The sequence below is a fragment of the Algibacillus agarilyticus genome (assembly GCF_003286125.1).
Taxonomy (GTDB): Bacteria; Pseudomonadota; Gammaproteobacteria; order Enterobacterales; family Alteromonadaceae; genus Algibacillus; species Algibacillus agarilyticus.
This window is the reverse complement of record NZ_QMED01000003.1, coordinates 200,987-223,193: the sequence shown is the minus strand read 5'-3', so window position 1 is coordinate 223,193 and position 22,207 is coordinate 200,987. Positions and strand designations below refer to the sequence as shown.

Below are 22,207 nucleotides of genomic sequence, written 5' to 3'. Positions count from 1 at the left end.
CAAAGCTACCGCGTCCTGCTCTCGCCCCTTACCTGCATCCATGCAGGCAAGCTTCGAGACGCCATGAGCATATGCTCTATTATGTGATTGGGGCCGCCTAAATGGATTTAGGTGTTAGAACGACGCAGGAGCCAAAGTCGAGAGTAAGCGCTGACAATGAACCATAAAACCTGAGCGAGAAGACTATATTTAAGGCACGACGAAATCATTGCCCGCATATTTTTTTAATTTTTCTTATATGTAGGATACCATACCCTTATTATCCGAATTTAGGGTTTAAAAAGTGAACGGCAGAAAATTGCATAAAATTGTTGGGTTAATTTTAGTGTTGCCCATGTTAGGTTGGATAATTACTGGGATTATTTTTTTCTTAAAACCTGGTTATCAGGGCGCTTATGAGCAAGTGAGTGTTAAAACCTATCCACTAACCGACGCTTTTTTATTACCTGCATCTGAGCAGTGGCAAGCGGCTAAATTAATTAAAACAATCTTAGGTTATCACTTAATTGTGAATGTCGAAGGTGAATCCATTCATTTAGATCCTACAACATTTGACAAAATGCCCGCACCTAACAAAGTGCAATTTAAAGCGTTATTAATAGATGCGCTAGCTCAGAATAAAACGCGATATGGCAATATCACACAAATTAATTTGGCTTCGTTAGAAGCGGTGACGGATAACAACATTAATGTAACTTTGGATTGGTCAAATTTAAAATTAAGGCAACAAGGAGACGACACTAAGCGCATTAATTTATTTTATAAGATCCACTATTTACAATGGACTCCAAATAAAACCCTGAACCAAATAATGGGGATCACAGGGCTATTATTGTTAATGCTACTCACGTTTTTGGGTATTAAGCTTTACTTAGGTAAAAAGTGTAATAACGCTTAGAAGGGTTAATAAAATTCGCGTAAGCAATTAGCTAATTTAGTCATATCTAATGGCTTCGCTAAATGCGTATTACAACCGGCACTCAATGCACGTGCTTTATCTTCTGGCATAACATCGGCTGTTAATGCAATGATAGGTAAGTTATTTAAACCGGGTATTTTTCTTATTAATGCCGTGGCTTCATAACCATCCATTACTGGCATTTGATAATCCATCAACACTAAATCAAATGTTTGCGCTTGCACGGCTGCTAAGGCTAATTTACCGTTTTCAACTACGACTGCTTTTACCCCCAGATTTTTTAACATTTCTTGAATAACAATTTGATTTATTTCGTTGTCTTCGGCCACCAGTACCTTCATTTCTTCTAAAGAACTGGCATTAATTGAGGGCTTTTCTTCAGGGGCTTCCTTGGTAATATCAAGCTGCAAGTGCACGGTAAACTCTGAACCTTGGCCTAAAATACTGGTTATTTCAATGTCGCCCTTCATTAATACACTCAGTTCTTTTGAAATAGCTAATCCTAACCCCGTGCCACCAAATTTACGCGAAGTAGAAGAATCGGCTTGTGTAAAAGAACTAAATAAAGAATTAATCACGTCTTCAGCAATGCCAATCCCGCTATCTTTAATCACAAATTTTACGATTGCTTGCTGGTGATTAATTGCTGTGTAATCGGCTGTTAGTTGAACTTGTCCTTCACGAGTAAACTTGATCGCATTACCGCACAAATTAATTAATATTTGTTCAATTCGAACGGGATCACCATAAAACCAAACATCTTTGGGAGTATTATCAACCATTGACCAGTTTATTTTTTTTGCTTCGGCGCTATTTTCAAACATCACGTGTATTCGTTTTAGTAAGGCATGTAAGTCAAAGTTAATTTGTTCTAAAACTAATTTCTCGGCTTCAATTTTAGAGATATCTAAAATATCGTTAACAATACCGAGTAAAGTGGCCGAAGATTGTTCTATTTTATGAATATAATCAGCAACTTTATTTATTTCATCTGTTTGTTTAGCTAATTGCGAAAACCCGATCACGGCATTGAGTGGTGTTCTTATTTCATGACTCATGTTAGCTAAGAATCGACTTTTAGCTTTATTGGCCATATTAGATTGTTCAGTGGCTTTACTTAAAGCCGCCGTGCGTTCTTCAACCTTTTGTTTTAACAAGTATTGGCGGCTGTTCATAATGAGTATCAGCAGCATAATAAAGGCGACAATAACTAATTGCGCAATAATTAAGATCTGTGATGATTCGGTTTGATGACGATGTAAAAACTCATTTTTAACTCTTAAATACATAAACCATTGTTGACCAGATAAATTGTACACTTGCAACGAGGTTAAAGGGTCTTTATGAATTGATAGTTCGCTTTGCCCTGTATTACTTGAAAAAACATTTTTGCTATTGGCTTCAGCTATTTCATAATCAAATATCAGTAGTTGCTCTGCGGTGAGCGTCTCTTCAATGAGTTGTTTTGCCAAAAATACACCGACTGAATATCCAATTAAGTGACGATCGATAAACACATTAACTGATTGCAGATCGTTCAAAGCATAGACAGGAGAAAACAATAAATAACCGGCTTCTGGTTGTTCTGACTGTACTAACTGAATAATGGGCGTGGCGAGTGATTTAGCTTGCTCAGCTGCTTTTATTAAAATGTTTTTACGATCTTGCCTTGAATAAACATTAAGGCCAATCGCATTTTCATTACCGACGATAGGGTATATATATTTTACAACAATTAGCGGGTCATTCTCTTTTAAAGGTGTGCCTTTTATTTTTAAAGGTGTTTGGTATATAGCGGATAAATCTTCTTCAAAATCATGAACCTGGCTTTGCTTAATGATTGGATTCCATGAAAATGCTTTAATGGTCGAATTTTGATCTAATATTTGTTGAGTGTAATCAGAAAATATTTTTTTATCTAAATTAGGTGTTGCCTGAATAAAGCTAGCTAAGGCATTGATGTGCGATAAATTGTTAGTGATTTCTCGATATAAACTGTTCTCAATAACCTTCAATTCTCTAGAGGCTAAATTTTTAGCGCTCTGATAATTACTTTGTGAAAAAAATTGGGTAATAAAAACAACAGTCAAAAATAATGTTAAACAACTTGCAATGATAACGATCCGTGTGTGTTTCTCTATTTGTTCCATTTTGATTAAGCAAAGTAAAAAAGGGGTCGCAATTAATATGCCAAGCGAATCGCCAATCCACCACGTTAAAACGTTATTCCAATGGTTTTCAATGCTGTAATTAGGGTTAAATAAACTTAACGCGTAAACACCAATATTAGCTGATATAAGGCTAACAAATATGGCCACAACTAAAACAAAAATACCAGCTTGTGAATCTGAGTTTAATTTTAAAATATTACCTAAATATCGACGTAAAATAATACCGCCAATTAGGGCTTGTAAGCTTGCTCCTAACCCAATCATACCTAATTGTAAGGTCAAATCCGTTGTTAATATGTTTATCGACGTTGAAGGTTGAGAAAAATAATTAAATAAAATTGAGCTTAAAAATATGGCAGGTAAAAAGCGCCAAGTCCAAATGTAGCAGCCGACTAATGCAAACCCTGCAGGTAACCAAATGGGTACGACTTGAGTTTGCCCAGACAATTCAGATAATAATTCACCACTAACAAAGTAACCAATGGCTAAAACACAATAAATAACCCAATTCATTTTGGTGTTTAATGATGTCACAAGAGGAGATTCCATTCTGTTGAGTCAACTTGATAATTTGTTGTTTAGTATAGGTTAATTTTAAGTGGTTACCATGACGCCTTGATTAAAAATATGGCCAATTTAAGAGTAATGGTCATTAAACGTAGAGGTGAGTAGACAAAATAACGAAAAATTACAAATCATTACAACCCACAGAATCCAAATTTGTTAATTTAATCGTAGCGGTTATTCATTGGCTCGCTTCTTTCAGTAGGCCGATGCAGGCTTATTTTTCATTACATAAGGATTTGCTCATGTTTTACCTCTTGAATTTAGATCTAAGGCCCTCATTTTACTCGGTCTTTGTATCTTTAATTATCCGCATCGCGGTATTAGCGAGTGTGTTAACGGCTTGTGGAAGCGGAGGCGAGACTGATCTAAATATACCGCCAAAACAAGATGATACAACAGTCAATTACGTTCCCATAAATACGTTAACGCAACTCAATTTTCGAGATCAACATGCTGAACAAGCGATGCTTAGTGGCACTATGTTATTCAAACGTTCGCCAGCAGTATTAGATCAAAATCAAGCGACTGCTATTTGGTTATATTGGACTGATGAGCAAGGTGATGTATTGGCTGAAGCATGGCAAAAAATACCGGTGCAATTAATTGAAGATATGTATGTGCACTCTGTCGAGATTGCTGAGGTGGTTATCCCTTCTGTAGCCCATGGGCTAAAAGTCTATTTAGCGAATGATAAAGGACGTGCTACAGATGGAATACCTATTCGAATCGATGATTTTGTCGGAAATGTCGCGATGTCAGGCCCTGGTGGAAATGAGCTTGAGTCGTGGTATTACGGTGTTGATAGACCGTCTATTTTTATTAATCGCAGTAATACCGGTCTTTGTTCATTCGATAATGGTTTAGTGCGTGTTATTGATATGGCAAACAATCGAGATGATGATTGGCACACACGAACGAATAACAATTCGCCCAATATCATTAATGACGATTTATATTTACCGTATACATTCACTTGTTCTGCAACGCCAGTTAACACTTTTCAAGAGATTAGTGATGAAGTCGGTATTTGGACTTATTCAACACTCAATGATGCGATGTTTTATGGCACGCAAGTCTATGATATGTTTGTCAAATACCTTGGCGAGCCGCCTTTAAAGACTAAAATTAATTTACGTGTTCATTATGGATCACAATGGCGAGATTATGCATATTGGGATGGTGCTTATGCTAACTTCAGTGATGCGTATCCTTTTCAATATTCGATGCTTTCCCTTGATTCTGTTGCACATGAAGTTGGGCATGGTGTGTTATCGCGTATTTCAAATTTAAACCCACATGTCAACCCATTAAGCCTAGATGCACAAACCTTACATGAAGCTTTTAGCGATATTTCAGGGGTGATGGCTAAGTATGAGTTTACTGGGCATCTAGATTGGGAGCATGGCGGTGAATCACATGGCCAAATAAGGCAGCTCGATAGTATTACAACCGAAACAGGCGCGATCGCAAGTTGGTTAGATTATGCCGATGCGGGTACTAATTATTATCAACGGATCGGCATGATCACTTATCCCTTTTATTTACTCACTCAACAGTGGGGTATCGAAACGGCATATCAAGCTTATATTTTAGCTGCCGAGCAGTGTTGGGAAGCTGACACCACGCTTATTCAAGCCGCAAAATGTATTGAATTGCAGGCTGAAGCGGTTGGCGGTAGTAAAACAGATGTCATTAACGCCTTTAAAGCGGTCAAAATTAAGTTGTTTGATCAAGGCGTGTTAAGTCACTTTTTAGCGCAAAGCTCAGATATCGATTTAACCGTCGTGTTTAGTGATGACAGCCGCGCAACCGATGAAGTGGTTGATTGGCTTTGGGATTTTGGTGATGGGCAAAGTTCAACTCACACTAATCCAACACATCAATACAGCCAATCGGGTGTCTATCGCGTTAAATTGAGCGTAAAAGATACCGTTGGCGATGAAGATTATTTTGAACGTGAGATCATAGTTAACCCATAAATAACGTTTTGCAAAAAACGTCATTGGTTAGAGTGTTCATTGATGATAATATATTGTTAACAATAATAATGTATAAGTATTAAATATGAAGCCTCAATGTAAAATAATATCGATTCCCTTATTTCTTATTAGCGTGTTAGGTTGCCAGCCTAACGCTAATTCAAACGATCCGCAAAACAGTAAGCCAAATAATGCGAATGCAACGGCACCGTTACAAATAGATCGGACAATGATTAATGTTAATCAAGCTGATCCTAATTTGCCTAGTTTTGTGTCATTTAATGATACAACGCCAGCGGGGGCTTATTGGGAAAAAGTGGATGCATTATCCGATGAATTTGATGATTGGAATAGTGCTAAATGGGTTAAAACCAATTGGAATTACGGTAATACGCCCGTTAACATGCTAAATAAGAATTCAGGTGTTGATGACGGTAACTTATGGATTAAAGCCACGTTAAACGCCAAAAGTGAAAAGCAATGGTTTGAAACGTCTCGTGTGCGGTCTAAAGCTAAAATTAAGTTTCCGATGTATACCGAAAGCCGTATTAAAACAGCGCATATTTCAGCTTATAACACTTTTTGGTTAAACAACGGTGATATCAATGATCGAGATGAAATCGACATCATTGAAAACAACTCGAACCCTTCTACTGATTATGCAAACCCAGATTATCCTTGGCAAATGAGCTCACAATACTTTGTGGTTAAAGACGGTGTAACTGAACGTGCTAAAGGTAATTTTGATAACCGACACTTATCTGAAAAGAATACCCTAAAAGGGGTTACGTGGAATGAGGCTTACCACGTTGTTGGCGCATGGTGGCAAGATGAGCATACTGTGCAATTTTATTTAAATGGTGAACCAGCGGGCAAAGTGACAACCACAAACCCCTTTACATTAGCGCAGCATTTAATTTGGGATTTATGGACGCAAGATTCATCTTGGGTAGGCGGCTTGCCTAATAAAACGGATTTGCTTGATGATGCCAGAAACACCATGCGAGTGGATTGGGTAAGAACCTGGCAATTAAAAACCAAATAGGTGTTTTTAATACCTGTGTTTCATCAAGGATACGTAGCTAACACGTGTTCTTGGTGAATTATGATTTAAAGGCTCATTTTTTAATGCATTAGGTTAATTCTTAAACTTGCTTCCGAAATAACAGCCCTTCATTCATATTCGCTATGAGATCATTTAATGCATTGCGTTTAAAATAAGCATCTTGCTAACTGACTCCAATAAGAATCTAAAAAAGTTAACTATTCATTGTTCATTTTAAGTATAATCGCGCGATATTTATCTTGAGATTTATTCTAATGAGTGTTGATTCGATTGGACTATCTGCTGAGCTACTGCAAGCAGTTAAAGCGTGTGGGTATCAAAATTTAACGCCTATACAGCAAAAAGCAATTCCTTTGATCAGAAAAGGGCATGATCTATTAGCAAGTGCGCAAACCGGTACCGGTAAAACAGCCGCGTATTCCTTGCCTTTAATTGATTTAATCAATCAAAACCGCGGCGCTGAAAATACCGTTAAAGCATTGATCTTAACGCCTACTCGTGAATTAGCGCAACAAGTCAAAGCAAATATAGAAAGCTACATTCAGTTTTTACCGTTAACTTGTGGGGTCGTTTTTGGTGGCGGTGCAATGCCATCTCAAACTAAAATGCTACAGCGTGGTGTGGATATACTTGTTGCGACGCCTGGCCGTTTACTCGAACACACCAATTTGCGCAATGTACAGCTTAAAACGGTTAAATATCTGGTATTAGATGAAGCTGACCGTATGTTAGATATGGGTTTTTTATCCGATATTGAACGCTTGTTGCCTATGCTCAACCCGACGTTACAAACCATGATGTTTTCAGCAACGTTTTCAAATAATGTGAAAACGTTGGCTAACCAAATACTTAAAAATCCGATTAGTGCTGATGTGGCGAAGCAAAACACCACATCGGGCAAAGTGAAGCAATCGGTTTATTTGGTTTCTGAAGATCGAAAGCGTGAATTATTGTCAGAGATTATTGGGGTTAATAATTGGCAGCAAGTCTTAGTTTTTGCGGGTACTAAAGAAAGCGCCAATATACTCGCTAAAGAGTTAAAACTAGATGGAATTAAAGCGGCAATTTGCCATGGTGATAAAAGCCAAGGGGCTAGAAACAAAGCATTAAGTGATTTTGTAGAAGGCAAAGTCCGTGTAATGGTGGCCACCGATGTTGCCGCACGGGGTATTGATATTCCTGATTTACCTTATGTTGTTAATTTTCACTTACCCTTTTTAGCCGAAGATTATGTGCATCGGGTAGGGCGCACCGGTCGAGCGGGTAAAAATGGCACGGCGATTTCACTTGTTAGCCCTAAAGATGAAAAATTTTTAAGCAATATTGAAGCGTTAATTGAGCGCAAATTTGAACGCATTGTATTACCGGGTTACGAAATACGTGAATCAAACAGTGATCACAAAAAAGCTGAAATTGTGAATAAAGTGGCTAAAAATCGCTATGAAGCCAATAAATTAAAAAATCGAGCTGTTGAGAAAAAAACGAAGGGAAAAAAGAAACCACAAAACAGTACGGCAAAATATAACAAAGCGATTAAAAAGAAACGCTAGCCCTGTTTATTGAATCAACCAGTTAAAACCCTCACTTATCATTTTAGCCAGCGTGAGCCAGCTAACGATAAGTGAAGGTGAACCACTAAAATGACTTAAATTTAATCTTAATCTTTTGTGGTTTTTTCTTTATTACTCATGACAGATTCGTATCGTTTTTGTTCACGATTAGGTCTGAACGTAAACTTGGTAATATAGTTATACCCTTCGTACCACTGTTTGCCTTTTGGGATCACATACTCATGTGATAAGCCCCATGTGAGTGCAGCCCCCGGATATTGATCACCATCTAAAGAGGTCACGGTGGCAATCGCATCTGGTACATTGGTAATGTATGACATAATTTCAAAATTAATCCCATCTTTCGCAAATTGCATTGTGCCTTGTTCAGGACCGTCTTTACACGAAATCATGGCAATGCCGTCTTGATAATGCCAAATAGCGAGTTCATGTCCACTTTGCGTTATAGGGTTGTATTCCGATTTTATGTAAGGGCCTTCAGGTTGATCGGCAATCGCGACTCCCCAACGGATTTCTCTACCGCCCGCGGTTGTTTTTTCACCAAATCGCTCGCCTTTGTAATAAAGGTAAAATTTGTTGTTATAGTGCAGTAGCGTTGGATCGTGCACTTTGTGGCTATCAAAATCGCCTTGTTGTTTAACCAAAAATCGATTGTCTTCTTCGCCAAGCCAAACACCATTATTAGCCGGTGACAAAATAGGTTTAGCTAGTTTTTTCCATGGGCCATCTGGTGAATCTGCCACAGCCATGCCCACATGGTTTTTGGTCCGGTTTAGATAGGGCGCTTTGATAGTTTGATAAACCAAGTAATACTTATTGTTGTAGGCCAGTACTTCGGGCGTAAAAACAGAGCGATCGTCATATGCACCAGTTTCACCTCGACCTACAGCCATACCTTGTTCTTTCCAATTGTTGCCATCGGGTGATGTTGCATACCAAATTTCAGTTTTATCCCACGGAAACACCTTTTTATCGGGGTCGCCAGTACCAAAACCAAAACTGGGGCCAACCGCTTTTGAATACCAAGTATAATAAAGGCCATCAATAAATAAGACTTTAGAGGGGTCACGTCGAGTAACGCCTGGTTCATAGTTAAAATCACCTGATAGGCTTTGTTTAGAAAACCAACCAAACCAGTCTGCGTTTTTGTGATAGTTACGCTCAAGCGCTCTTTTTGAGGCTGCACTTAATTTTGATGGGTCTTTGATGGCTAAGTAGTCAAAATCAGCTTGGGAGTATTGAGGTACATCCAAATCGTTATTCGATTTATGCGCTTTTTCTCGACTAACAGGGGCTTGTTGATCTGAAATGTTAATTTGGCCATGTTGGCAGCCGGCAATAATACCAAGCAAAACTAAAGGCAAAATAGGGGCAATTAAATTTTGTATTTTCATTTGTTTGTATATAATTTGTTTAAATTACCTGTGAGTCTATCATTTGTTTCCGTCCAACACATTATTATTTAACGATTCTTGTAAATAATACAATTAACATTGAAGGAATGAGTAAAGTCCGTTAGTGTCTGGCTAAATTTAAAGATGATAAGCCAACTCGGTTATGTAACCGCGCATTGCGTGTATACCCATCGCCGATAATCAGCGATGGGTTTTGCTTATTGTCACGATATAGAGATTAAAATGATTAACACTAAAATATATAAGTCTGTTTATAGCTTATCTGAGCAGTTAATGGCGGCAGCAAATAAAGAGGATAGAGTCGCTTTTGATGCATTGTATGCTGAACTAAACGCGGTTTGTGTGGATAATGAAAATTCGGATAAAGATCACCCTGAGCAATGGGAAACGCTAGCTGATTTTACTGAAGAATTAGCTGATGCGATCGTTATTTATAACAAAGCGTTAGTTAAAGCAACCGCTATCAATTCAAAAGATCACATGTCTTCAATTGGTTATTCGATGGCAACGTTGCAAATTGAGTTAGGCCAAACAGAGGCTGCAATACAAAGTTTAGAAGCGGCTAAAATAAGTTCGAACAAAATAGCGGATAAAGAACTAAAAGCAGAAATTCACGATTTATTAACTTCACTGTTAGCTGAATAATTTGCGCTAATACGTGTTTTAATTAAATGTAAAGAGTGATAATTGAGTAGCAAGAAACACCTTAAACCGGTGTTTCTTTTCAACATCAATCTTGCAAAACCCTTTAAGAAAACTTGTTTAACTAACAACTTTAAACTGATTTACATATTGCGAAAGTGTTTCGCTGGTTTGGCTTAATTGCTGACAGGCATCAACGGTTGAGGTGGTATGTTGTTTCATTTCTTCAGTATCATCTTTTATCACATGCACTCGTTCATTTATTTCACCCGCAACAACAGATTGCTCCTCGGCCGCGGTGGCAATTTGAGATGACATGCCATGAATATTGTTTAGCTCTTTGCGTAATGATTCAAAGGCTGCAACACTGCTCACAACCACTTCGACTGCTTTAGACCCTTGCTGTTGTAAATTTTGCATACTGGCTGTTGTCGAGCGAGAGCCCGTTTGTAGCGCTTCGATTTGTTGATGTATTTGGCCGGTTGATTCTTGAGTGCGACTGGCTAAGCTGCGTACTTCGTCGGCGACTACCGCAAATCCACGACCTTGCTCACCGGCTCGTGCAGCTTCAATGGCGGCATTTAATGCGAGCAAGTTAGTCTGTTCTGCAATACTTTGGATCACCGTGAGTATATTGCCAATCACTTCGGTTTCGGTATTGAGCTGGTTTACTTGCTTTTGTGTTGAAGCGAGTTCTGCGACTAGTGCTTCCATAATATCTTTAGTGGCATTAGCATTATTAGCACTCTCTACTGAGCTGTCATGGGCGGTTGATACCGCCGATGCAGCACTTTGTGAAATATTAGCCACCTCTTGGATCGTTGCCGACATTTCATTAACCGCCACCGAGACAGAATCAGTCGATTCAGTTTGACTATTAGCTCTGTTTTGGTTTTCGTTCATTGAATTATTTACGGATAAGGTGAGTGTGTTCATGCTTTTAACTTCAGCTAAAATGCCACGTAAAGCTTCGTTAAAGCTATCTTGTAAAGAATTAAATGCGATCGTTGCCTCTGCTAGTTCATCTTGACCATCAACTGGAATGGGCGCACGTAGATCTTTGTTGTTGGCCACATAGCTCATTTTAACAACCAGTTCTTTTAATGGTGTGATGATTGATCTAATAATTAAATATGAAATGAGTGAAATCGTCAGCACAACAAACACGATTAATAAATAACTCTGATTCACACTTTGTTTTGAATTATCGAGAGCGGCTTCTGTGGTTTGAGTTATTTGTGCTTCGGTAAATTTTATAACTTTACTGAGCGATGCCATATTATCGGTTGCATCATCAAACCATTCGTTGGCGGTGGTGCCGGTGTAAACTTTGCCGCCCATGCTTAACAGTTTTTGACGCATTTTAAACATTTTTTCCTGCAACGGTGTGTCACCATGTTCTTGACTGTAATAACGGCTTATATTGGCTGGGGCAATGGCGCGTAAATGGGTTGTAGCATCTTGCAACTGGCGCCAAGCTGCTTTGTTATTACTGTGCGAGGTATAATCCAAAGCACCTAAACTAAAGGTTCTTAATTTGTTGCTGCGCTCAAATGAATACACAAAATTTATTTGCATAAGTGAGGCATAAGCATTGACCAAGAGGTTTAATTCTTCATTGCTCGTGGATAGTTTTATCACACCATTGATAGCATCAATAGCCCTTGAATTTAAGGTATGGTAACGATTGACAACCCATTCTTTTTTATCATTTTGAAGTTGATAACGATCAACATATGGGCGTGTGTATTCAACATTTCCCAGCGAGTCAACTAAGCGTTTTGCTAAATTAGGTATGTTATCAAGCGATTCGATTTCTGCTTTAGCTAACGTTAAGTAAGTTTGGTAGTCCATAATCGCTTGGTCTACTTTATCACGCTGTTCAGCTAAGGGCTTTTTGTAGCGAGCCCCACCCGAACCGATCTCACCCGTCGAATTTGATAAAAAACCATACGTGTAATCACGCTCGTTTTGAACGGCTTGCAATAGTGAACCCGTACGTTTAACAAATTCCATGGCAACGGATAGCTTTTCTAACTTAGTTGCTTGCGTTTTTGCTTGGTTGAGTTTATCGATGGCGAAGCCACACACGATCAAGGTTGGAAACACCGCAAGTATCAAAATACGGGTACGAATTTTTAGTTTATTTAAAACATTCACGGCTTTTCTCTCTTATTAACGTACTTGTCAGTGCATACCAATTTAGTTGAGCTCAAAGGTTGAGTTGCTTTTTAGCGCAATTGATACCCGGTGAGTTAATTTGATCGTCCGTAGTCGTGTTGCTTCCTGATGACCTACATTTAAATTATTCAATCAACACTAAAATCTATTTATGTAAAGATCATATGTTTGTAATTAAATCATATGACGTTTATATAATCAAACATGTTAAGCAAATTTATAAATATTGTTGATCAAATTGCATCGTCGAGATTAGCGATCACTTTTATCGTATTGGGTTTATTGAATGCTGTACTGGTATTAATAAATGAACGATTGCTACTGATTTGAGTTTGATTATTCATTAAACCGACAGATGAAGAGAGAATGTAAATTTAATTAACAAATTATTTTCATAAAAAGTTTGATTATATAAACATCATATGTTTATATAATTACCATGAGTGAGTTAATATATTATGATTTAAAGCATTCGACAACGATGACCACGAGTTTGTCGATTCAGCTAGTACGGGAATTAGGCCGTCGTATAGTCGCGGGAAGTTATCTTTCAGGTGAACTGTTAGATGACGAAGTTGCTTTAGCTGAGCGATATCACGTGAGCCGAGTCGTTGTTAGAGATGCAGTAAAAATACTGGTCGCTAAAGGGCTATTAGATGTTCGCCGTGGTGTGGGGACGCGTGTTCGCGATCGCCGTGAATGGAAGTTGTTGGATGATGACGTACTTGCATGGCATGTATCGGCTCCGCCTAATACTGCGTTTTTATTACAGGTTATGGAAATTAGGTTGTCATTTGAACCTAAAGTCGCCGCTTGGGCCGCTAAAAGAGCCACAGCAGAAAATATTAAAGAAATTGAAAAATGCTGTGCCGATATGGAAAAAGCACGACTTTGTAGTGCTGAGAATTTTATTGTAGCCGACGCTCTTTTCCATAAAGCGGTGTTGAAAGCGGCACATAATGAATTTTTAACCGCGTTAGAAGGCGTTATTTATTCAGCGTTACTCGTGGGCCACAAAGTGACCCATGATGATCCCTGTTTACGTGAAACAACCGTGCCTTATCATCGTGATATCGCAAAGTCAATTAAACAGGGTGATGCTGACCTAGCAGAAAAAATGACTTTAAGGTTGCTTGAAAATTCAAGTCAACGATTAAAGAAGTTTTGTGAAAGCCAGAATTTAATTGCAACGTAACTACTTAATAAATTTAAATAAATTTGAAAACGGTTAAAGACTGAACTTTACTAAGAATAGCGTAATAAGACCTAGACAATCTAATGTAAAGTAAAGGTTTTTTATCGTTATTTTAAACAGTTAAATTGCGTTGGTTGCAGTACTTGAGACATGTCAGGTGCTGCAGCCCTTTTTACGCAAAGTATGATTAATTGAATAAACAGCGCCAAATAATGTGGCCACTTTTTTACATCTTTAGTTTAATTTAAGGTTTTATAATGGCGAAAATAGATTCAAACGTTACCAAGTTTTCACTAGTAGCCGCTTTTGGTGGTTTAGTTTTTGGTTTGGACCTTTTAAACATATCGGGAGCAATGCGCTTTATTAGTTCTTTATTTGAGCTAGATGATGTGCAACAAGGCAGAATAATTGGTAGTACTTTCTATGGCGTCATTGTGGTTTTATTTTTCGCTGGCACATTATGTGAAAATTTTGGCCGTAAAAAAGTATTAGTCGGTATTGCGTTTGCTTATACGTTGTCTTCGTTGTTATCGGCTTTTGCGGTGAGTTACGAAATGCTATTGGTTGGGCGCTTTATCGGTGGTGCCGCCTTTGCATCCATCATGGTCTCAGCAATGTATATAGGAGAGGTTGCCCCCGCAGAACAACGAGGTAAGTTTGTCTCTGTTAATCAATTAATGATTGCGATTGGTATTTTCTTAACCTCAGTCATCAATTATTTTTTACTAAAATACTTGGCCGACATCAGCTTTTTAGACAATGAAAATGTTTGGCGTTACATGTTAGGTTCTGAATTAATCGCTAACTTTATTTGGATTGCTTTGCTTCTTAACATTCCAGAATCACCACGCTGGTTGTTAAAGAAAGGGCGTGAAGACGAAGCGCGTGAAGTCTTTAAGCAAATTGCGCCTGCCGATCAAGTTGAAACGTTAATGGCTGACGTTAAAGAAAGTTTTCATCAAGAAACAAAGACCGACACTTTCACCCAGTTAAAGAATCTATTTAATAAACGCATGACCCTTGTTCTTTCTATCGCCATTGTATATGCCATTGTACAGGGCGGTACTGGTATGAACGCCATTATGTCTTTTGCCCCTATGGTTTTTGAACAAATTGGTATGAGCACTGAAGATACGTTTATGCAAACGGTATTAGTGGCTGTTGTTAATTTAATCGCCGTTATGATTGCTATATTCACCGTGGAAAGACTGGGTCGACGTTATTTAACGCTTGGCGGTTTAGCCCTTGTTGTTGTTGCTCATGGCTCGGTATGGTTTGGTTTTAAAGACACGACTTATCAACTCGACCGTGCTGCATATGAACGAATTGAAGTTCAGTTAAAAAGTGAAAGCATTAACTTAGCCCCTTTACAAACCTTAGTGGGTAAAACGTTTGCAAATGATGTTGAATTGAAAAAGGCGCTAGCTGAAACCATAAACAAAAAAGATTTACCACTGGTGAGTGGCGCCATTATCAACCAAACGATCCAAGGTATTAAACCGATAGCCGTTTTGTTTGGCATCTTAGCTTTTATTGCGGCATTTAACTTATCTATTGGACCCATTATGTGGGTTATCTTTTCGGAAATATTCCCTAATAACGTAAGAAGTATCGCGTTGCCGTTTGCTGCGTTAGTTCAAACTTTATCATCATGGGGAGTGAGTGAATTATTCCCATGGAGCTTAAGTAATTTTGGTGCTGCAAATGTCTTCTTAATGTACTCAATGATTGGTTTAGGTGGCTTAATTATTATGTTCTTTATTTTACCTGAAACAAAAGGCAAGACGATTGAAGCTATCGAGAAAGATTTAGTTAAAGGTTAGACCAAATTGAATACGGTTCTAAATTTATTATTACATGCGTTTTTTGAAAGAATGAGTTACCAACATGACGACTAAAAATATAGCGACTGATTTATTGATAATTGACTGGGGCACGACAAATTTTAGAGCCTTTGCGATGGATGAGTCGGGTACGGTTATCGATAAAAAAGAACAACCAATGGGGTTGTTGCAAGTAGAAGATGGCAATTTTGCTGCCGCACTTGAATCTGTTTTAACCGGTTGGATACACAATTACCAAACAACGCCTGTTTATATGGCTGGCATGGTTGGTTCACAAATGGGGTGGGTCAATGTTGATTACACCTCAACGCCTGTTGGTGAAGATTCACTAGCGAATAATGTGCATAGTTTTGAACTGCCATGGGGTGCGAAAGCGACCATTATTCCGGGTGTGAGCCACCAGATTGATACTGGTGCTTTTGATGTGATGCGTGGTGAAGAAGTTCAATTATTCGGTTTATCTAAGGTTGTTAAGCAAGACACGTTAGCGGTGATTTTACCGGGCACTCACAGTAAACATGCCACATTTAGTCATGGAAAAATGACGGCTTTTTCTTCATTTATGACCGGTGAGTTATTTTCGGTTATTTCCAAACACACTATCTTAGGTAAAGGTTTACCTGAGCAGCTAGATAGCCCATATGCCTTTTTAAAAGGGGTTAAAGAAGGAAAAATAACAAACAAATTAACGAGCACGCTTTTTGCGACTCGTACACATCGATTATTTAACAATATAGCTGAAACGGCTGTTCTCGATTATTTATCCGGTTTATTAATCGGCAATGAACTGAAAAGTTTAACCCAAGACCATGTTTATTTGGTTGGTGGGACAAGTTTATGTGAGCGCTATAAAGCCGCTTGTGAAGCATTGAATATTTCTTCTACATACTTAAATGGTGATGAATGTTTCCTTGCGGGTATGACTGATTTAATTAAGGTAATTAACAATGACTAAAGAGTTCAATTTAAACGAGCAACTTCCATTAATTGCGATTATTCGAGGTGTATTACCTGACGATGTGATCCGAATTGCTCAACTGTTAATTGACGAAGGCTTTACGATGATTGAAGTACCACTTAATAGCCCTGATGCTTTAGTGAGTATTCGTCGTTTAGTTGAGCATTTTGGCGACAAATTTTATATCGGTGCGGGTACGATTACTACGCCAGAACAAGCAAAAGACGTTATTGCCACCGGTGCTAATTTAGTGGTAACACCTAACATGAATGTTGACGTTATTAAGCTTTCGGTTGAAGCCGGTTGTGCAACCTTTCCAGGGGTGGTTACCCCAACTGAAGCTTTTGCTGCATTAGCCGCCGGCGCAACGGGTTTAAAAATATTCCCCGTTACTGCACTTGGTGTTGACGGGTTCAAAGCATTGATGTCTGTTTTACCTAAAGGCACCAACTGTTTCCCTGTAGGTGGAATTAACGCCAGTGTTGAAAGTATGAAAACGTATACAAAGATAGGCGCTCAAGGTTTTGGATTAGGTTCAGCCCTTTATACGCCCGCTATGTCAGACGCCGATATTTCAGCGGTTGCTAAGCAATTTGTTGAATCATTTAATCTATGTTTACAACAGTCATAACGATTGTTTCTATAAATTAGACATTATCAGAAAGGTAAAAACATGAATAAACCTAACTCACACTCAAAAGCTATTTTAGCTAACTCAGAAAGCCCTCATGTTAAATTGAAAAGCGTAAACTTTGGTGATTGTCAGTGGACTGATGGTTTTTGGGCTGATAAAACTCAGAAAGCAGTCGACACCATGATCCCCTACATGGGTGACGTTTTATGCGGTGATGTAGGTCACGCATTAAATAACTTCAAAATTGCGGCTGGCATGAAAGAAGGTAAGCACCAAGGTATGTACTGGCATGACGGTGACTTCTATAAGTTTATGGAAGCAAAAATCTATGCTTACGGTTTAACTAAAGATGAAAATCTATTAAAAGAGTTAGACGAGTACATCGATATTATCGCTAAAGCGCAAGAGCCAGACGGTTATTTACAAACACAAATTCAATTAAAAGTTGATCCGGCAGCTGAACGTTATGCCAACCGTAAATACCATGAAATGTATAATACGGGTCACTACTTAATTACAGCTTGTGCGCACTACCGTATTACAGGTCAGCGTAACTTATTAGACTTAGCAATCAAGCACGCTGATTTACTTTACACATACTTTTTCCCTGATACTAAGCATTACCAACGTTTTGGTTTTAACCAAACACAAATTATGGGCTTAGTTGAGTTGTACCGTACAATCGGTGATAAAAAGTACCTTGTATTAGCGCAAAAGTTCATTGATCGTCGCGGTACTTACGAAATTGAACACGATTCAACAACTATTGGTTACCCAATTGGTGACATGGTTCAAGAGCGTACGCCATTACGCGAAGAAAAAGATCCAAATGGTCACGCGGTATTAGCATTATATTACTATTCGGGTGCGGCAGATGTTTATGCTGAAACAGGTGAAGAAGCATTAATTAATGCACTTGACGGTTTATGGGAAAGCGTCACTCAGAAGAAAATGTATGTAACAGGTGCCGTTGGTCAAACTCACTATGGTGCATCTAAAAACCGTGACATGATCGAAGAAGGTTTCATCGATGACTACATGATGCCTAACCTAACAGCCTACAACGAAACCTGTGCCAACTTATGTAATGCGATGTTTAGTTTCCGTATGTTAGGGATTCACGGCCAAGCTAAATATGCTGATATTATTGAGCTGGTACTTCATAACTCAGGTTTATCAGGTATTGGTTTAGGGGGTAAAGATTACTTCTATGCTAATCCATTAAGAATGCTTCATGGCACTCGTGACTATGACGCACACGCTGACGTGACTGAAACGCCAGATCGTGAAGGTTATTTAGCTTGTTTCTGTTGTCCTCCAAACTTAGTGCGTACGATCACTAACTTATCGGGTTGGGCATATAGCTTAGCCGAGACAGGTGTATACGTTAACTTATACGGTAGCAACAACTTAAATACTAAACAGTTAGACGGTTCAGCTATTAAGCTTACTCAAGATACAGAGTACCCGTGGAAAGGGTTAGTTAAACTAACCGTAGAAGAAGCGAAATCAAGCGCATTTGATATTGCTTTACGTGTACCTGGTTGGGCTACGGGTGCAACTATTACAATTAACGGTGAAGATGCAGGCGTTGAAGCCACTCCAGCTACTTATGCTATTTTAAATCGTGAATGGAAAGCGGGCGATGTCATCATTATTGATATTCCAATGGAAGCGACTTTAGTTGAAGGCCATCCTCGTATTGAAGAAGCACGTAACCAAGTTGCGGTTAAACGTGGCCCGGTTGTTTACTGTGTTGAATCGCCAGACTTACCAGAAGCGACAAGCGTATTAGACGTTTACATTGAAGGTGAAGGCGAGTTAAAACTAGAACAAGATGACGCTATATTAGGTGGCATTCCAACGATCAATGTTGATGCACGTATTCGTGAATCAAATAAAGATGCAATGTATAGTGCGATCACTAAGCCTGTATGGACAGACTTCTCTGCTAAGTTTGTTCCTTACTTTGCTTGGAGTAACCGTGGGACAGCTGAAATGTCGGTATTTGTACCGGTTGTTTGGAAGTAGTTAACCTGATTTTGCGTTAAAACCACCGGTAATAGGTTGGTCATTTAACGCATTATTCTCTTGGTCTAAGCCCCAAATGGGGTAGGTAAAAGCAGTGCCGTTGTGCTGCTTTTTCATTTAGACGTTAATGGTGCTATTCATTCTGTTTATGAATGAGCCCTGTTTGTGAACAGGTCCTGTGTGTGACAACTGGCATGGACGCTTTTGAATATGTATGTTTTTTACCGACTTTATATGTGTGTCGTTAAACCTATAACTTGTATTCAACGTGCCTTGGCTATTTAATTTAAACAAGGCACCTTTTTAAGCTGATGATTCTGCAAGGTAATTCAGCCGTTAACTTAGCTGTGTACTGAGCTCTGTGGCTAAAAAATCAAACACCCGACGAATTCTTAAGCTTGTGCGTAATTCTTGATGACAAACCAACCAAACGGGTAATTGCATAATCGGCCCCATATGCGAAAATGCTTTGACTAGAAGTGGTTCTTTATGGGCTATTTCTTGTGGAAAAAAGATCAAGCCTTGGCCTTCTTTACACAATGCTAATTGCAATAATTGAAAAGACGTGGTCAGCGCAAAATTCTTTTTCGACAGTTGCCAACCTTGTTTATTCAGTATGTCGGTAACGGCATTACTTTGATCAAAACCTATGATTTGAATCTGGTCGAGTTGAGATAAATCTGTGATAGCCGGTTGTTTGGCTAAATAGTCTTGAGTGCCATAGAGCCAAATCGTTTCTTCACCTATTTTTTTTGCGATTAAATCATTTTGTTTTGGATGAAAATTACGGATCGCAATATCCGCTTCACGGCGTTTTAAATCGCTAGGCTCATTGGTAACCACAACTTCGATGTTAATACCGGGTTCTGTTTGGCGTAATTTAGCGACAATTGGCGGCAGCATATAGGCGGCGGTGAGTTCACTGGCCGATATAACAACGGTGCCTTCAATTTGTTGTGCTTTACCGGTTGCCGCTAACGAAAAATCTAAGGCTGCATCGCCCATTTTTCGTGCGTGTGCTAACAGGGCTAAACCACTGTTTGTTAAGACGAGGCGCTGACCAACTCGTTCAAACAAGGTAAGTTTAAGTTCTTGTTCGAGTGCGTAAACCTGACGACTTAAGGTTGGCTGTGTTAACCCCAGCGCTTTAGCTGCCGCAGATAAGGTACCTTCTTCTGCTGTCACCAAAAAAGCACGAATGTGGTTCCAATCAAAAATAACCGACTTCCAAGTCATACGTATTTGTATACCAATAATGCAAAAAGGCCAGTATATATTTCAATACTGTATAGGTAAAGTAGCAAATAGAGAGACTAAACAAAGGTTAATTCAGTAATGTTAGTAACGACAAGTCGGCACAAAATTTTGGTCGTCGGTGCCAGTGGAGCAACCGGTTTACGGGTGGTTAAGCAATTACTTGAGCTTGACTTACACGTGACTATTATTGTGCGCTGTGTTAATTCATTCCCTAAGTCAATCCTCAATCATCATCGGCTTCGGGCGACTCAATCGACCTTACTTGAGATGAGTGATGCTGAATTACAAAAAATGGTGCAAGGATGTACAGCCGTCATTTCATGTTTAGGGCACAATTTAACGTTTAAAGGCCTATACGGTCACCCTCGTAGGTTAGTTACCCAAGCCGTGTGTCGTTTATGCCAAGCAATTAAAACAGTTAATACTGGCGATCCTGTCAAATTTATTTTAATGAATACAACAGGTAATCAAAATAAACAAGCCGGTGAGCATGTGTCTTTTGCTCAACGATTAGTTGTGGGTGTCATTCGTTATTTAATACCACCTCATGCCGATAATGAAGCCGCTGCCGCTTATTTACAAACTTATCAAGGTACAAAAGATCAAGTACATAACAACATCATTGAATGGGTCGTTGTGCGGCCTGATAGTTTAATTAATGACGAAACAGTATCGGCTTATACACTTTATCCATCGCCGATACGCAGTGCGATTTTTGATGCAGGTAAAACGAGTCGGATCAACGTGGCACACTTTATGACTCAATTAGTGGTATGCGGATCCACTTGGCAATCATGGCGTTTTAAAATGCCGGTTATTTACAATTCGTAAATTAGAGTTTGATTTTTATGCCAGCTGAAGCTGACAAAAAAACATTAATATAGTCTTCTCGCTCAGGTTTTATGGTTCATTGTCAGCGCTTACTCTCGACTTTGGCTCCTGCGTCGTTCTAACACCTAAATCCATTTAGGCGGCCCCAATCACATAGTAGAGCATATGCTCATGGGGTCTCGAAGCTTGACGGCTTCCCCTAAAACCCGATCGCTTTGACTATAGAAGTTAAAAACAAATAAAAGGAAAAGATAATGAAAATGAATTACGTTGTTTTGGGAACTAATGATATGCAAGCGGGGGTCGCCTTTTATGACGCGTTATTTCGCGACACCGAGATCAAAAAATTGCACGGTGAAGGGCGTATGACATTGTGGGGCGACGCTGATTTTATGTTTGCGTTAGCTGAGCCTTTTGATGGTAATTCAGCCTGTGTCGAGAATGGTTCGATGATAGGATTCAATCTGGGTTCAGCCGAAAAAGTAGAACTTATATACCCAAGTCACTTCAAGATGCGAGTTCAGAGCTCCTGAGCGCTTTTAATTCTAGGCGTATTAATGCTGGTATGGCATTCCCTTTCAAGTTAATACAACAACGAAGTAAAAGCGCTCAGGGACTCCGTCCCGGTGGGTTTTAAATTGATTTATGCTGTGTTAAACAGACTTAATTTAACCCGTTAAACTTTCACCTGTTTGCCTTGCCTAAATCAATTTAAATTCCCACTGAATCCAGCATATTGAAGTCACTTGGGTATATGCCTCCATGCATTACGTATTGGTGGTATTGATGAAGGTAAACCGGGCATTCGTTCAGGGCGATTTTCAGCTTATGTTAGAGATTTAGATAAGAACAAGTTATGCTTTTTTGAATAAATTGGCTGCCTTAATAATCTATTAATTAAGATCAGCGTTTGTAACAACGCTGACATCTTTAGCAGGCTACAATG

The 22,207-nt window shown here is 38.9% G+C and carries 17 protein-coding genes; 13 read left to right on the top strand and 4 right to left on the bottom strand.

Translation table 11 applies throughout. The annotated features are described in order from the left end of the window. Positions 1 to 283 precede the first annotated feature (283 nt). Positions 284 to 898 (top strand): PepSY domain-containing protein, encoded by a 615-nt coding sequence (locus DPX34_RS04320; protein WP_111977187.1) that lies wholly within the window; start codon positions 284 to 286, stop codon positions 896 to 898. Positions 899 to 903: 5 nt separating this feature from the next. Here DPX34_RS04320 and DPX34_RS04315 read toward each other — a convergent pair whose 3' ends face one another. Next, positions 904 to 3,624: a CHASE domain-containing protein gene (locus DPX34_RS04315; RefSeq protein ID WP_232824647.1), complete on the bottom strand. Its 2,721-nt coding sequence runs from the start codon at positions 3,622 to 3,624 to the stop codon at positions 904 to 906. Between the two features lie 275 nt (positions 3,625 to 3,899). Here DPX34_RS04315 and DPX34_RS04310 point away from each other — a divergent pair, with 275 nt between their 5' ends. From DPX34_RS04310 to DPX34_RS04300, 3 genes are all read left to right on the top strand, one after another. Next, on the top strand, positions 3,900 to 5,636 hold the full coding sequence (locus DPX34_RS04310; RefSeq protein WP_198673618.1) for a PKD domain-containing protein: 1,737 nt from the start codon (positions 3,900 to 3,902) through the stop codon (positions 5,634 to 5,636). Positions 5,637 to 5,721: 85 nt separating this feature from the next. Beyond that, positions 5,722 to 6,681, top strand: coding sequence for a LamG domain-containing protein (locus tag DPX34_RS04305; protein WP_232824646.1), 960 nt, complete (start codon positions 5,722 to 5,724; stop codon positions 6,679 to 6,681). A 275-nt stretch (positions 6,682 to 6,956) separates the two neighbouring features. Further along, a complete protein-coding gene (locus DPX34_RS04300; RefSeq protein ID WP_111977184.1) occupies positions 6,957 to 8,252 on the top strand; it encodes a DEAD/DEAH box helicase in 1,296 nt (431 codons plus the stop codon). 107 nt (positions 8,253 to 8,359) lie between these two features. Here the strand turns inward: DPX34_RS04300 and DPX34_RS04295 are convergent, their stop codons facing one another. Next, positions 8,360 to 9,667, bottom strand: coding sequence for a glycoside hydrolase family 117 protein (locus DPX34_RS04295; protein ID WP_111977183.1), 1,308 nt, complete (start codon positions 9,665 to 9,667; stop codon positions 8,360 to 8,362). A gap of 243 nt (positions 9,668 to 9,910) precedes the next feature. On the opposite strand from DPX34_RS04295, the gene DPX34_RS04290 reads away from it, so the two are divergent. Continuing rightward, on the top strand, positions 9,911 to 10,333 hold the full coding sequence (locus DPX34_RS04290) for a tetratricopeptide repeat protein (RefSeq protein WP_111977182.1): 423 nt from the start codon (positions 9,911 to 9,913) through the stop codon (positions 10,331 to 10,333). A gap of 117 nt (positions 10,334 to 10,450) precedes the next feature. Here DPX34_RS04290 and DPX34_RS04285 read toward each other — a convergent pair whose 3' ends face one another. Next, positions 10,451 to 12,490, bottom strand: a complete 2,040-nt coding sequence (locus DPX34_RS04285; protein ID WP_111977181.1) for a methyl-accepting chemotaxis protein — start codon at positions 12,488 to 12,490, stop codon at positions 10,451 to 10,453. A gap of 460 nt (positions 12,491 to 12,950) precedes the next feature. On the opposite strand from DPX34_RS04285, the gene DPX34_RS04280 reads away from it, so the two are divergent. From DPX34_RS04280 to DPX34_RS04260, 5 genes are all read left to right on the top strand, one after another. Continuing rightward, the gene (locus tag DPX34_RS04280; protein ID WP_111977180.1) at positions 12,951 to 13,706 is read left to right on the top strand and encodes a FadR/GntR family transcriptional regulator; all 756 of its coding nucleotides are present in this window, start codon (positions 12,951 to 12,953) and stop codon (positions 13,704 to 13,706) included. Between the two features lie 257 nt (positions 13,707 to 13,963). After that, positions 13,964 to 15,529 carry an MFS transporter gene (locus DPX34_RS04275; RefSeq protein ID WP_111977179.1) on the top strand — a complete coding sequence of 522 codons (1,566 nt, stop codon included), beginning with the start codon at positions 13,964 to 13,966 and terminating at the stop codon, positions 15,527 to 15,529. A gap of 64 nt (positions 15,530 to 15,593) precedes the next feature. Beyond that, on the top strand, positions 15,594 to 16,505 hold the full coding sequence (locus tag DPX34_RS04270) for a 2-dehydro-3-deoxygalactonokinase (RefSeq protein ID WP_111977178.1): 912 nt from the start codon (positions 15,594 to 15,596) through the stop codon (positions 16,503 to 16,505). After that, positions 16,498 to 17,139 (top strand): 2-dehydro-3-deoxy-6-phosphogalactonate aldolase, encoded by a 642-nt coding sequence (locus tag DPX34_RS04265; RefSeq protein ID WP_111977177.1) that lies wholly within the window; start codon positions 16,498 to 16,500, stop codon positions 17,137 to 17,139. Before DPX34_RS04270 ends, DPX34_RS04265 begins: the two co-directional genes overlap by 8 nt. A gap of 42 nt (positions 17,140 to 17,181) precedes the next feature. After that, positions 17,182 to 19,173 (top strand): glycoside hydrolase family 127 protein, encoded by a 1,992-nt coding sequence (locus DPX34_RS04260; protein WP_111977176.1) that lies wholly within the window; start codon positions 17,182 to 17,184, stop codon positions 19,171 to 19,173. Positions 19,174 to 19,509: 336 nt separating this feature from the next. On the opposite strand, the gene DPX34_RS04255 is transcribed toward DPX34_RS04260, so the two are convergent. After that, a complete protein-coding gene (locus DPX34_RS04255; RefSeq protein ID WP_111977175.1) occupies positions 19,510 to 20,409 on the bottom strand; it encodes a LysR family transcriptional regulator in 900 nt (299 codons plus the stop codon). Between the two features lie 99 nt (positions 20,410 to 20,508). Between DPX34_RS04255 and DPX34_RS04250 the strand changes: the two genes are divergently transcribed. The 3 genes from DPX34_RS04250 to DPX34_RS22245 all read left to right on the top strand — a co-directional run bounded on the left by DPX34_RS04250 (position 20,509) and on the right by DPX34_RS22245 (position 22,133). Continuing rightward, entirely contained in the window at positions 20,509 to 21,261 is a 753-nt protein-coding gene (locus DPX34_RS04250; RefSeq protein WP_111977174.1) for an NAD(P)-dependent oxidoreductase, read from the top strand. Between the two features lie 254 nt (positions 21,262 to 21,515). After that, entirely contained in the window at positions 21,516 to 21,794 is a 279-nt protein-coding gene (locus DPX34_RS04245; RefSeq protein ID WP_111977173.1) for a VOC family protein, read from the top strand. A gap of 213 nt (positions 21,795 to 22,007) precedes the next feature. Next, positions 22,008 to 22,133 (top strand): VOC family protein, encoded by a 126-nt coding sequence (locus DPX34_RS22245; protein ID WP_269815506.1) that lies wholly within the window; start codon positions 22,008 to 22,010, stop codon positions 22,131 to 22,133. Positions 22,134 to 22,207: the final 74 nt, after the last annotated feature.

Bases quoted from the DNA above. Each gene is read 5' to 3' on its own strand.
- DPX34_RS04295 (WP_111977183.1), bottom strand. From the start codon at position 9,667: ATGAAAATACAAAATTTAATTGCCCCTATTTTGCCTTTAGTTTTGCTT.
- DPX34_RS04280 (WP_111977180.1), top strand. From the start codon at position 12,951: ATGAGTGAGTTAATATATTATGATTTAAAGCATTCGACAACGATGACC.
- DPX34_RS04255 (WP_111977175.1), bottom strand. From the start codon at position 20,409: ATGACTTGGAAGTCGGTTATTTTTGATTGGAACCACATTCGTGCTTTT.
- DPX34_RS04245 (WP_111977173.1), top strand. From the start codon at position 21,516: ATGAAAATGAATTACGTTGTTTTGGGAACTAATGATATGCAAGCGGGG.
- DPX34_RS04310 (WP_198673618.1), top strand. From the start codon at position 3,900: ATGTTTTACCTCTTGAATTTAGATCTAAGGCCCTCATTTTACTCGGTC.
- DPX34_RS04270 (WP_111977178.1), top strand. From the start codon at position 15,594: ATGACGACTAAAAATATAGCGACTGATTTATTGATAATTGACTGGGGC.
- DPX34_RS04260 (WP_111977176.1), top strand. From the start codon at position 17,182: ATGAATAAACCTAACTCACACTCAAAAGCTATTTTAGCTAACTCAGAA.
- DPX34_RS04300 (WP_111977184.1), top strand. From the start codon at position 6,957: ATGAGTGTTGATTCGATTGGACTATCTGCTGAGCTACTGCAAGCAGTT.
- DPX34_RS04290 (WP_111977182.1), top strand. From the start codon at position 9,911: ATGATTAACACTAAAATATATAAGTCTGTTTATAGCTTATCTGAGCAG.
- DPX34_RS04305 (WP_232824646.1), top strand. From the start codon at position 5,722: ATGAAGCCTCAATGTAAAATAATATCGATTCCCTTATTTCTTATTAGC.
- DPX34_RS04265 (WP_111977177.1), top strand. From the start codon at position 16,498: ATGACTAAAGAGTTCAATTTAAACGAGCAACTTCCATTAATTGCGATT.
- DPX34_RS04275 (WP_111977179.1), top strand. From the start codon at position 13,964: ATGGCGAAAATAGATTCAAACGTTACCAAGTTTTCACTAGTAGCCGCT.
- DPX34_RS04250 (WP_111977174.1), top strand. From the start codon at position 20,509: ATGTTAGTAACGACAAGTCGGCACAAAATTTTGGTCGTCGGTGCCAGT.